General features: G+C 39.1%; 10 protein-coding genes. 4 read left to right on the plus strand and 6 right to left on the minus strand.

The features are described 5' to 3' along the window. Positions 1-230 precede the first annotated feature (230 nt). Positions 231-1463 carry an aminopeptidase gene (locus BW724_RS21650; protein ID WP_088077144.1) on the plus strand — a complete coding sequence of 411 codons (1233 nt, stop codon included), beginning with the start codon at positions 231-233 and terminating at the stop codon, positions 1461-1463. 1646 nt (positions 1464-3109) lie between these two features. Continuing rightward, positions 3110-4414, plus strand: coding sequence for an alanine/glycine:cation symporter family protein (locus tag BW724_RS21655; RefSeq protein WP_088078146.1), 1305 nt, complete (start codon positions 3110-3112; stop codon positions 4412-4414). Between the two features lie 83 nt (positions 4415-4497). On the opposite strand, the gene BW724_RS21660 is transcribed toward BW724_RS21655, so the two are convergent. The 3 genes from BW724_RS21660 to BW724_RS21670 all read right to left on the minus strand — a co-directional run bounded on the left by BW724_RS21660 (position 4498) and on the right by BW724_RS21670 (position 7146). Beyond that, the gene (locus tag BW724_RS21660) at positions 4498-5193 is read right to left on the minus strand and encodes an ABC transporter permease (protein ID WP_088077145.1); all 696 of its coding nucleotides are present in this window, start codon (positions 5191-5193) and stop codon (positions 4498-4500) included. Beyond that, entirely contained in the window at positions 5193-6041 is an 849-nt protein-coding gene (locus tag BW724_RS21665; RefSeq protein ID WP_088077146.1) for an ABC transporter ATP-binding protein, read from the minus strand. Before BW724_RS21665 ends, BW724_RS21660 begins: the two co-directional genes overlap by 1 nt. 154 nt (positions 6042-6195) lie before the next feature. Next, positions 6196-7146, minus strand: coding sequence for a response regulator transcription factor (locus tag BW724_RS21670; RefSeq protein ID WP_088077147.1), 951 nt, complete (start codon positions 7144-7146; stop codon positions 6196-6198). A 422-nt stretch (positions 7147-7568) separates the two neighbouring features. Here BW724_RS21670 and BW724_RS21675 point away from each other — a divergent pair, with 422 nt between their 5' ends. Continuing rightward, positions 7569-8879 carry a YjiH family protein gene (locus BW724_RS21675; RefSeq protein ID WP_088078148.1) on the plus strand — a complete coding sequence of 437 codons (1311 nt, stop codon included), beginning with the start codon at positions 7569-7571 and terminating at the stop codon, positions 8877-8879. Positions 8880-9905: 1026 nt separating this feature from the next. Here BW724_RS21675 and BW724_RS21680 read toward each other — a convergent pair. Beyond that, positions 9906-10124, minus strand: a complete 219-nt coding sequence (locus BW724_RS21680) for a hypothetical protein (RefSeq protein WP_088077148.1) — start codon at positions 10122-10124, stop codon at positions 9906-9908. Positions 10125-10325: 201 nt separating this feature from the next. On the opposite strand from BW724_RS21680, the gene BW724_RS21685 reads away from it, so the two are divergent. Then, on the plus strand, positions 10326-11063 hold the full coding sequence (locus BW724_RS21685) for a 5-formyltetrahydrofolate cyclo-ligase (RefSeq protein ID WP_268876165.1): 738 nt from the start codon (positions 10326-10328) through the stop codon (positions 11061-11063). Positions 11064-11143: 80 nt separating this feature from the next. Here the strand turns inward: BW724_RS21685 and BW724_RS21690 are convergent, their stop codons facing one another. Further along, the gene (locus tag BW724_RS21690) at positions 11144-11695 is read right to left on the minus strand and encodes a hypothetical protein (protein ID WP_088077149.1); all 552 of its coding nucleotides are present in this window, start codon (positions 11693-11695) and stop codon (positions 11144-11146) included. 421 nt (positions 11696-12116) lie between these two features. Continuing rightward, on the minus strand, positions 12117-12944 hold an 828-nt coding region (locus tag BW724_RS21695), incomplete at its 5' end, for a transposase (protein ID WP_140355103.1).

The raw sequence follows: 12944 nt of genomic DNA on the forward strand, positions 1-12944 counted from the left end.
ATAGTCACGTCCATTATTTACGTCTTATCCAATATTACTTTCGAGTCTCGAAGTTTCATCATTGCATAAAAACTGTTACAATAAAACCGAAGTTAAAACAAAATAAAGACTTTTCTAAAGGACCTGTTAAGCTTTGATGTGTGATCTTTTGTTTCAGGTACATACGTTACAGTAAATCAGCATTTTCTTTTAACAGAGCCATCTATAAAAAAATGAAAAGGGAGATGACTATGACTCAATTTAACGAAAAACTCGAAAAATATGCAGAACTTGCTGTAAAAGTTGGTGTTAATGTTCAGCAAGGTCAGACGCTTGTTGTGAATGCACCTATCGCTTCTGTCGACTTCGTACGGTTAATCGCTAAGAAAGCTTATGAAGCAGGAGCAAAAAACGTTCATGTTGAATGGAACGACGATGATTTAACTCGCATGAAGTACGACATGGCACCTTTTGAAGCATTTACAGAATTCCCAACCTGGAAAGCGAGAGGATTTGAAGAGCTTGAAGAAAATGGTGCAGCATTTATGTCTATTAAATCCACTGACCCTGAACTATTAAAGGGCGTTGACGGCAAAAAAATTGCAGCTGCTAATAAAGCAGCAGGCCAAGCAATGGACAAATATCGAGAATACATACAAACAGACAAAGTAAGTTGGTTAGTAATTTCGGCTCCTTCTAAATCGTGGGCCGCTAAAGTATTCCCTAATATACCAGAAGAAGAGCAAGAAGCAAAACTTTGGGAAGCGATGTTTGAAGCAGTTCGTATAAACACGCCAGACCCAGTAGCAGCTTGGAAAGAACATGATCAGACTCTTCAAGATAAATCAAAGACTTTAAATGAAAAGAAGTATAAGAAGCTTCATTATAAAGCACCTGGAACAGACTTAACAATTGAGCTACCTGAAGGTCACATTTGGGTTGGTGGTGGCGGCCCTAACCAGGATGGCGTTCATTTTGTTGCAAATATGCCAACAGAGGAAGTTTTCACCGCAGCTAAAAAAGATGGTGTAAATGGAACTGTTTCTAACACGAAGCCACTAAACTATGGTGGAAACACAATTGATGGGTTCACCCTGACTTTTGAAAACGGAAAAGTAGTAGATTTCAAGGCAGAAGTAGGAGAAGAAACTTTACAACATCTACTTGATACAGATGAAGGTGCCCGTCACATTGGTGAGGTTGCATTAGTTCCTCACAGTTCACCGATTTCCCAGTCTGGCATTCTTTTCTACAACACTTTATATGACGAAAATGCATCAAACCACCTTGCACTAGGTAGTGCCTATCCTACAAACGTAAAGGGCGGGGCACAAATGACGAAGGAAGAGCTTGAGGAAAATGGAATTAACACAAGTATTACACATGTTGATTTCATGATGGGATCTGGAGAAATGGACATTGATGGCATTAAAGAAGACGGAACCGTTGAACCAGTCTTCCGTAAAGGCGAATGGGCTTTTTAATTAGAAATTAGAGTTTGGGATTTGGAATTTTGGATTTGGAATTTTGAGTTTGGAATTTAGCGGTCAAACTGCTCATTGCGTTCTTTAAGGCGCTAGGAGCAATTACTGCGATCAATACTACCGTAGAATTAACTGTGGTTACTTCGAAATGCGTTCAATGTAGCCGTAGCAGTCACCCTTGGTCAAAAAGCTAATTATAGCTTGTGGCCAAGGGTGATTTTTGATTTTTGCTTTTTTTGTTTTTTTGTTTTTTTGTGTTTTTAAGCATAGGGGATTTAATTAGTAAGCTCCATTTTCATTCTAACTGCGCTTGCGCGGCTTTACTTAGGGAACACTCAGTGCTGAATAGTTCCCGGAGCTATTGACTCAACTTTGCTTCGGGCACTATCAACCTATATTAGTGCCCGGAACACTCCACTCAACTTCGCTCCGGGCACTATCTAACAATATTAGTGCCCGGAGCTCTCCATTCAACTTTGCTTCGGGCACTATCAACCTATATTAGTGCCCGGAGCTCTCCATCCAACTTCGCTTCGGGCACTATCAACCTAGAATAGTGCCCAGAACACTCCATTCAACTTTGCTTCGGGCACTATCAACCTAGAATAGTGCCCGGAACACTCCATTCAACTTCGCTTCGGGCACTATCAACCTAGAATAGTGCCCGGAACACTCCATTCAACTTCGCTTCGGGCACTATCAACCTATATTAGTGCCCGGAGCTCTCCATCCAACTTCGCTTCGGGCACTATTAAACAATATTAGTGCCCGAAACACTCCACTCAACTTCGCTTCGAGCACTATCAACCTATATTAGTGCCCGGAACACTCCATTCAACTTTGCTTCGGGCACTATCTAACAATATTAGTGCCCGGAGCTTTCCATTCAACTTTGCTTCGGGCACTATCAACCTAGAATAGTGACCGAAACACTCCACTCAACTTCGCTCCGGGCACTATCAACCTATATTAGTGCCCGGAGCTCTCCATTCAACTTTGCTTCGGGCACTATCTAACAATATTAGTGCCCGGAGCTTTCCATTCAACTTCGCTTCGGGCACTATCAACCTATATTAGTGCCCAAAACACTCCATTCAACTTCGCTTCGGGCACTATCTAACAATATTAGTGACCGGAGCTTTCCAATCAACTTTGCTTCGGGCACTATCTAACAATATTAGTGCCCGAAACACTCCACTCAACTTTGCTTCGGGCACTATCTAACAATATTAGTGCCCGAAACACTCCACTCAACTTCGCTTCGGGAACTATCAACCTATATTAGTGCCCGAAACACTTCACTCAACTTCGCTTCGGGCACTATCAACTTAGAATAGTGCTCGGAGCAATCGACTCAGCTTTGTTTCGGGCACTATCTAACAATATTAGTGCCCGGAGCTCTCCAATCTACTTCACTCCGAGCACTATCAACCAAAAATAAAGCTCGGAGCACACTGAACATAACCTCCAGCGCCACTCCCACCAACCACTTCAAAAAAAATTTACATTTTCTGAGACAAAACTATTTCTATTTTTCTGAATATTAAATATAATTTAAACAACTTATATATAAGGGGGTCTTTTTATTGGTAGAAACTATTGAAGGAATAATTGGTAGTGTTAACGATGTCGTCTGGGGCATCCCAATGCTTGTTTTAATCGTAGGTACAGGTGTTTATTTAACATTTCGATTGGCATTTTTACAATTCCGTACTCTTCCTTACGCATTAAAACTTGTTTTTACCCGCCAAGGGCACGACAAAGAATCTAAAGGTGACATCACGCATTATCAAGCTTTGACAACAGCATTGGCAGCAACCATCGGAACAGGGAACATCGCCGGGGTTGCCGCAGCCGTATTCCTCGGTGGACCTGGCGCCGTGTTCTGGATGTGGATCACCGCATTATTTGGGATGGCAACGAAATATGCTGAGGCCATTCTAGCTGTGAAATACCGCGTTCAGGGGAAAAACGGGGAATATTCCGGTGGTCCAATGTATTACTTAGAGAAAGGGCTAAAGCAGAAATGGTTAGCAGTATTGTTTGCTATATTCGGGGCTTTAGCAGCCTTCGGTATCGGTAATGTCGTACAGGCAAATGAAGTTTCCTCCGCTCTAGGTGGAACCTTTAACATTCCGACATGGGTTACTGGTATTGTTTTAACAGTATTAGCTGGTCTTGTTATTCTTGGTGGTATTAAAAGCATAGGTAAAGTAACGGCTTATTTCGTACCTATCATGGCACTCTTCTATATCGGTGCTGGTGTTGTCTTAATGGTCATGAACTTTGATCTCGTACCAGCAGCAGTTGGACTTATTTTCACAGATGCTTTCACTGGGCAGGCAGTAGCAGGTGGTGCCATCGGTGCTGTAATCCGTTGGGGGGTTGCACGTGGAGTATTCTCTAACGAGGCAGGTCTCGGGTCCGCACCAATTGCAGCAGCTGCAGCAAAAACGGATTATCCAGGACGTCAAGCACTCGTATCCATGACACAAGTATTTATCGATACAATCATCGTGTGTTCCATCACTGGTATTACTATCGTTATGGGTAACTTGTATCTAGGTGACCTCTCAGGTGCAGCATTAACATCTAGCACTTTCGAGTTCTTCCTTGGAACAACAGGTGGTGCTATCGTTTCTATCGGCCTTGCGTTCTTCGCATTCTCAACGATTCTTGGTTGGTCTTATTACGGTGAAAAATGCTTTGGTTACTTATTTAAAGAGGAAAGTATTAAATTTTACCGTATCGTATTTGTTCTCTTCATTCTTGTCGGTGCACTAGGTTCAAACGATATTATCTGGGGCTTCGCAGATATTATGAACGGACTTATGGCTGTTCCGAACTTAATTGGTCTCCTTGGTCTGTCAGGAATTGTAGTAACAGAAACGCACCGATTCTTGAAGGTAGCTAAGCAAGAGAAGGAAGATGCGAAATCTGAAGCAAGTTAATAGGATAAGGATAGTTTCTTCGAAAAAATCAAAAACGGCTGCTATAGGGGAGCAAATCAAACTTCCCTAAGCAGTCGTTTTTATTAATCGTCTGTTTTCGTCTTTTTAAAACATATAAGGGTGAACAGTGCGGCTCCAATTACCCAAATCGTAACAACACCCAATGGTAGCCATGAGCCCGTATCACTCACTTTCATTACTTGCATAAGTGGGAAGTTGTCAGCTAGTTTTAACCCAAAACTCCCCTCCGGTAAACCGAGAAATTCAATCATTGGTGTGAACCCGAATAAAAACATAACTGGCATCATGTAGGCAGATGTTGATGCAATCGATTTGGAGAATAACCCAATCCCAATGCCAAGGAATAGAAAAAACAAAAACAATAAAAATAAGCCAATTATTGTATAGATATTTAAAATAGGCCCAAAACCTATGATGGAGAATGAAATGACTAAAGTAATTAGAGTCATCAGACCTGTTACAAGACTTTTCCCGATTATGATATCTAGAAACGATGCTGGTGATAGCATAAGTCCCCTTAAAGTTTTCTTCTCATTCTCCTCCGCCATCATCGTCATCATGATACTTGTTGTAACTGCTGAAAAAATGACTCCAACAACGATATATATGACTACCAGTGGAAGCTCTTCACCTTCTCCAAGTCTACTATAAACAACTGCTAATACAATTGGTATGATCGGCATCATTAAGAGCATCATGTTTTTCATGAAGTCTTTTAAATCCTTTTCAAAGATGGCACTTATGCGCTGCGTATTCATTACACCAACTCCTTTCCAGTAACTTTCAAGAAGATTTGACCAAGCGTCGGTTTATCAGTATGCAATGATTTTACGCGGTCATTTACAATGAGGTCTCGAATTTTATCACCATTCTTCGCTTCATTTTCAATTATTAACTTTTTCCCATCAAAGGTTTCCACATGAAAAGCGTGGGTAGAATATTTATAACGGAGTTCCTCAGGACTGCCCATCTCTTGCAGCTCCCCTTTATTTAAAAATGCAACACGATCACATAACAAGGTAGCTTCTTCCATATCGTGTGTGGTCAGAAAGATTGTCGTACCCGCTTCATTCAGTTTCTGTAGGCCACGGTGGATATGCGCCATATTTCCAGGATCTAACGCAGAAGTAGGCTCATCAAGAAACACAATTTCAGGTTGATGAATCAGTGCTTTAGCAAGCAATACTCGTTGCTTCATTCCTTTTGATAACTTTGACACTATTTTTTTCCGCGCATCCACCAAATCTACTTCATGAAGTATCACATCTATTTGTTCAAGCGGTGCATGATATAACTTACAAAACAGTTTCAAGTTATCATAGACTGTTAGACGTTCATATAACGAACTATTATCTGATAAAATTCCAATTCTTGATCTAAAGTTAGCCCTGCTAAATTTCTGTGAATGAACATCTAGTACTTTCACGTAACCATCTTTTTGAACAAGTTCTCCTGTCAAAATTTTAATTGTCGTAGTTTTCCCAGAACCACTTGGCCCGAGAAATCCAAATATTTCACCTTTTTTCACTTGAAAGCTAATATCATTAATTACTTGATTTTGGTGAAAAGCCTTCTTTAATCCTTGTACCTCAATTGCATAATCCAATATTGAAAACCTCCTTTGATAAGCTACATTCATCGTATACTGTAACTGTTGTCTTTACAGCCATATCAAGATGAAATGTACATAAAAGAGGTTGAAGTGTACCGATATAATATTCAATACGACTCATTTTTTCCCATGGCATACCGAACTGTACTTATTTAAGGTTGAACATTTCTTGGATATCTTGTATTTTGGTCCGTGACAGTGGAATAGTCGATTGGACTCGATTATCAATTCTAAGGGAGTACGTGTTTTTTGACCAAGTGATGATCTCACGAACTTTTTGTAAATTTACTATGTAAGACCGGTGACACCTAAAAAACCCATAAATCTCTAACGTTTTTTCAGTTTCAGCAAGTGTAGCATCCATAGCGTAAGATGTATCATTTATAACAATCATCGATTTACCATCTTGACTTTCAATGTAATCAATTTCAAGGGGGTCAAATAATATCACTTTGTCATCTACTTTCGCAGGAATCTTAAATAGTTTTACCGTCGATGGTGTGAAAGCTTGCCCTTCATCTATAGGCTCTGAATCACTACTCTCTACTTCGATCTCATGAAGCCCTTTCTCATTCAGCTTATAAGCAACATTTCCTAGAAGCAGCGCGTGCTCCATATTAGAAACGAGAATAAGGGTGGGAATATTGTACTTCTTAAATTGTTCTAACAGCGTAAGAAAAGTATTAGTCGTTTTAATATCGACACCATGTATTGGCTCCACAAAAACTTTTGGGTGAGTATTAGTCATATAGTATTTAGCGAAATACACTCTCCTTTGCTCGGATCGGGTACACTTTTTAAGAACCTTTTTTACACAAGCCTGTAAATCAAAGAGCACAAGTACCTCTGCAATTGGTATTTTACATTCAAACCACTTATGGTAAAAAGCAATGTTATCTTCTACAGTTAATCGTTCGTATAATCCTTCCTTCATATCAAAAACTGAAATTCCACTCTCATGCATTAAGGTATTTATTAATTCTGCCTGCAATTCCATATCACTGTGTACAGCAGTAATATTGGCTTCGTCCAAGTCTAGGGTGAATTGAGGCAGGATTTCATTTTTTTCATTTTGGTTATTTATTTTAAAACTAGTCATGTTTTAGACTCCAGTTCTCAAAGTGAAATTCACATAAGCTTATGGTTTTCATTCCTATACATATTTTACATACGATGTTGGAAATCCTTCTAAATGTATATGAACGCCCCTCAAAGTTGCGTACTATTAAAAATATTTCAACAATTTACTATACTAAACTAACTTATTGACGAGTCGATATTCTATAAATATTCAAAAAATATTATAAAAACACTTTATATATGCAATTTTGTTGCATAAAAATAAATTTTTATGTTGATTAATTCATGATTGTGTATTAATATAGATTTTGTTGAATAATAATTTATTTATTTTTGGAGGAGAACACGTTGAGTAATAATAGCAATCATACAAATAATAATATATCACCTAAAGCTTTTTGGAAATTTTTGATTCCATCACTGATTGGTATCGGATTGTTTATGACTCCAGTACCAGTCGATGGGGGTTTTACAATCCCTGTTGCCCTTCTTGCAAATTGGTTAAAGGATTTAGTAGGGGCATTTCTACCTGAAATTATGACCGCTATCATAACTTTAAGTTTTGTAGGTGTCGCGATACAAAAACACGTAAAGCCAAAAGTGCTAACATCAAGCCCATTCTTTGTTAAGCTGTTTGATGTGAGTCCTTTCTGGTATGCTACCCGCCTTATTGGGATGGTCTTAGCAATCATGACTTACTTCCAAATCGGACCAGACTATGTACACGACCCGTATACTGGTGGATTACTATTAGGGGACGGAGGACTTCTTCATACTCTATTTGCAATCTTTATTTTTGCAGGACTATTCCTACCATTATTACTTAATTTCGGTTTATTAGAATTCTTTGGTTCCATGCTTACAAAAGTGATGCGTCCTTTATTTAAACTTCCTGGACGTTCTTCAATTGATTCCCTTACTTCTTGGTTAGGGGACGGAACTCTAGGGGTTGTGTTAACTAACAAGCAATACGAAGAAGGCTATTACTCTCAGCGAGAAGCAGCTGTAATCGGTACAACATTCTCTGTTGTTTCTATTACGTTTTCTTTAGTAGTAATTGAGGAAGTTGGACTTCAACACATGTTCCTGCCTTTCTATGCAACTATCTTATTCGCTGGTTTCGTAGCAGCAATTATTATGCCGCGAATTCCACCTTTATCTAGAAAACCGTTAACGTATGCAAACGGACAAGAAGTAAAGCTTGATGAAACAGTACCTGCTCATGTGAAGCCTTTGAAATTTGGATTCATTAATCTTACTCCAGCAAAATGGGGATTCACAAAAGCAAAAGAGCAAGCTGATAAAAACACAAGTATTAAATCGTTTTTACAAGACGGATCTAAGAATGTTCTAGACTTATTACTAGGAGTTACTCCTGTTGTTATGGCTTTTGGTACAATTGCATTAATCATAGCTGAAAACACAAGCTTCTTTGCTTGGGTTGGTTATCCTTTTGTTCCTATTCTAGAGCTCATGCAAGTACCTGAGGCTGCTGCTGCATCTGAAACGTTAGTTGTAGGATTTGCAGACATGTTCTTACCAGCTATTTTTGCAAGTGGCATAGAAAGTGAAATGACTCGATTCATTATCGCCTGTGTATCTGTCACACAGTTAATCTATTTATCGGAAGTTGGGGGCGTACTTCTCGGTTCCAAAATTCCGATTAACTTTAAAGACTTAGTAATTATTTTCTTAGAAAGAACAATCATCACACTACCAATTATTGTTGTCATCGCACATTTTATATTTTAAGAAAAGTCGGGGACCTGGTCCCCGACTTTTTTGTGAACTTTAAAGAATTTGTGCTGGACCACGATTAAGCGGGTTCATAACGACTGTTTTCAAATTTTATCAGAGCAAACGGTCGATTAAGCGGGTTCATACCGACCGTTCAGAAGTTTTGTCAGAGCAAACGGTCGATTAAACAAGCTCTTATCGACTGTTTTCAAATTTTGTCACAGCAAACAGTCGATTAAACAACCTCTTACCGACCGTTTTCAAATTTTTTCATAGCAAACGGTCGATTAAACAAGCTCTTACCGACTGTATTCAAATTCTGTCACAGCAAACGGTCGATTAAACAAGCTCTTACCGACCGTTTTCAAATTTTTTCATAGCAAACGGTCGATAAAACAACCTCTTACCGACCGTTTTCAAATTTTGTCACAGCATACGGTCGATTAAACAACCTCTTATCGACTGTTTTCAAATTTTGTCATAGCAAACGGTCGATTAAACAACCTCTTACCGACTGTTTAGAAGTTTTATCAGAGCAAACGGTCGATTAAACAACCTCTTACCGACCGTTTAGAAGTTTTGTCACAGCAAACGGTCGATAAAACAACCTCTTATCTACTGTTTTCAAATTTTGTCATAGCAAACAGTCGATAAAACAAGCTCTTATCGACCGTTTAGAAGTTTTATCAGAGCAAACGGTCGATTAAACAAGCTCTTATCGACTGTTTTCAAATTTTGTCACAGCAAACAGTCGATAAAACAAGTTAATAACGACTGTTTAGAAGTTTTGTCACAGCAAACGGTCGATTAAACAAGCTCTTACCGACTGTTTAGAAGTTTTGTCACAGCAAACAGTCGATTAAACATGCTCTTACCGACTGTTTTCAAATTTTGTCACAGCAAACAGTCGATTAAACAAGTTAATAACGACCGTTTAGAAGCTTAACTAAGCAGATCAAACAGCCTGGTCCCCGAATTTTCCCGAAATTTTAACTTTAAGACACTCAGAGGACTCAAGCTCTTTGGTTTTCTTTTCTAAATTTAAGATACGCCCTTATCTTTTGTTTCTTTATTAGTTGTCATTTCCCATCCAAATGCAGTTTCAAGTTTCACCCATATAAATATGCCAACTGAAATCCATATAATGGGTCCTACTATCCGTGAGCCAAAAAATAATCCATAAATAAATGATTCATTAATTATCCCTAGGGTTAAAAGTATAAAAGCTCCAAAAATTGCGGACTTATGTTTATTTTGCATATAACCACCTCCTCACTCACCCTTCCAGTATTTGTTATTCCATATACAATTTTTATTCTATACCACTAACATTTATCCTTTATTTTCCATAAGATTTTAACATCGAAAATTCGGGGACCTGGTCCCCGAATTTTTTGTGAACTTTAACAAATTTGTGCGGGACCAGGTCCCCGACTATAATGTGAACTAGAGGTGATTTCAGTGAAAACGAAAAAATCAAAACAGGAAATTCGTGAGGCAGTTTGGGATACCATGATGGAACAAAAGGTTGGCAGGTTTCCATTTCCTTTAAAAGGGCGGATACCCAACTTTAAAGGAGCAGAAAAGGCTGCGGCTCATGTTTTTCAAATGAAAGAATACATAGAAGCGAAGGTAGTAAAGGTGAACCCTGATTCTCCAATGCTACCAATCCGCACACAAGTTTTAAAGGACGGAAAAATACTGCTAGTTCCAACACCACGCCTAAAAGACGGATTTATTCATGTAGATCCCGCTTCTGTACCGCCTGGAGAAGAAAAGAAAGCAGCTAGCTTAAAAAACATATTAAACTATGGAGAAGTAATCCCATTAAAGGAACTGCCAACTATTGATCTGTTATTTGTTGGTTCGGTTGCCCTGCACAGGGATGGACGAAGACTCGGAAAAGGAGAAGGCTACGCGGACAGGGAATACGCAATTATAAGGGAGCTTGGTAACCCACCAATTCCTATTATTGGAACAATCCACTCTGTCCAACTTGTGGAAGATGACCTTCCAAAGGACGAATATGATTTAACGGTGGACTGGATCGCAACGGAGGAAGGATTGATCAAAACTAATTCCCCTTACGAAAAACCTTCAGGAATTATTTGGGAAGAAGTAACAGATGAAGAGATGGAGAAAATGCCTGTCCTACAGGAAATATGGAATATAACTAGGGGAACTGAAACTAGAAAATAAAATGCCTACTAAGACGCACTTGTCCTAAAAGTTATAAAAAAATAGAGGAATATATTAGTGTTGCACTAACTTTATTACTACTATGGCTGGGTTAAAATAGGGTCAGAAAAGTTAATTTCTATTAAATTAATTTTCCAGCCCTCCTCCTCTATTTTTAAATGTATATCCCACAAATATGTAATCTCCTCAGGCAGTATTTCATGATAATGTAATACAACCCCTTCGATATTTATTTGAAAGTCCATTAACTCCAGATCAGGCTCTGAAACAAATTCATATAATTGCTTTGATGGAAATGTTATTAGGTTTTCTTCCCCCTCTGTGTCCTCTTCAAAAGTCACTGATTTGGAAAAATAAGGCTTCGCTTCTTCAATACTACTAGTTTCTAAGAAGGTCTCTACTGTTTTTATAGCAGATACAATCTCTTTAGTGTCTACTAAATCTGCCGCGGCCATCAACGCCTCCTGCTCTAGTAATTCAGTCTTCAATCGTTCATTTTCACTTTGCAGCTGTCCAACATTCAAATCCTCACTTGCAGTTTTACCGCTGTTTCCCTGCGGTTCACTGAAAACAAACAGCACAGTAATGACTAAAACAACCATTACAAATATGCTAAAGTAGCTTTTACTCATATATGTTTAACTGCACTCCTTTCTAAATTATGCCTCCCTCTATAAAGTAAAAATATCTCTTAAATGCTCCTGATATCTCAGGATTTTAAAACCAACCAATAGTAAAGACAAAAGAATCGTTGGATGAGAGTGGTAGAGCTTAATAATATTTACAGATAATAGGCCATCCTAACGTCCAAACTGGATGAGTTTGGAAAAAATAGTATGACCGTGCTCCTAATCTCCACGACACTCGCGGCCGCTCACCCTCCCATGTCTCTCCGGATGGTTCTCCATACATTCCTTCGTCCTGCGTATCCACGAGGTGGAGGTCGGATAAGCTCCTATGCTGGGTCTATGCCCGTATGGAATAAATATGCTCCGACTCTGCACTATTGGTATTTGTCATTAACTATAGTTCTTGCTTTGCTTTTAAATTAGATTATGCTACCTCAAGTCTTTCAGATTTAGACAATCCTTGTGTTAATTTCGTTGGATCAAAAGGACATTGTTTCTGTCCAATCACAAATAAGACGCGTAGTAATTTACAACACAATGCAATCAATGACTGCTGTTTCTTCAGTGGGCGTTCAGGGCGATGAGTATAATGATGATGCAGGGTTTTGAATGTTGGATTGTGGGCAACGAGCGGTCGAATCGCTAAATATAATGCTTTGCGTAGTCGTTTTCGGCCTCTCTTGCAAATCCTCGACTGCCCTTTATACTTACCTGAACTGTGCTCCTTCAAAGACAAGCCCGCTAAGTTCACGAGTTGTTGGGGGTGGTTGTAATTTTTAATATCCCCGACTTCAGCGAAGAACGTTGCGACTGTCACGGGTCCTAACCCTGGTATAGCGATCATTTCTTCGGCACCAGGAATCGTCATAACCAACAATTCTAACTCCTCATCCAACTCGTTGAGTTGGGTTTTAAAGAGTTCGTGTTGGTCAAGAAGACTTTGAATTTCACGCTTGGCAAAGGTTAAACCGACCGTGATGCCAATGCTCTTTTGTGCGGTTTCCACGAGTTTAGTTGCTCGTTTAATGCCAACCCCTCTTTGGACAAAGGGCTTCCAACTTTGTAAGACTTCTTCTGGTGTCATCTGAGAGATGTCTTCCGGAAATGGAAACAGCTTCAACGTACATTGAGCCGCTTTTCCTTCCCAATCACCAAATACGTTAAAGAATTCAGGGAAGTACCGCTGAATATGATTTTGGATCCGACCTTCAATCGTGATGAGTTGTTTGATGAGCTGATCTCTTAATTTGAC

Source organism: Litchfieldia alkalitelluris (assembly GCF_002153425.1).
Taxonomy (GTDB): Bacteria; Bacillota; Bacilli; order Bacillales; family Salisediminibacteriaceae; genus Evansella; species Evansella alkalicola.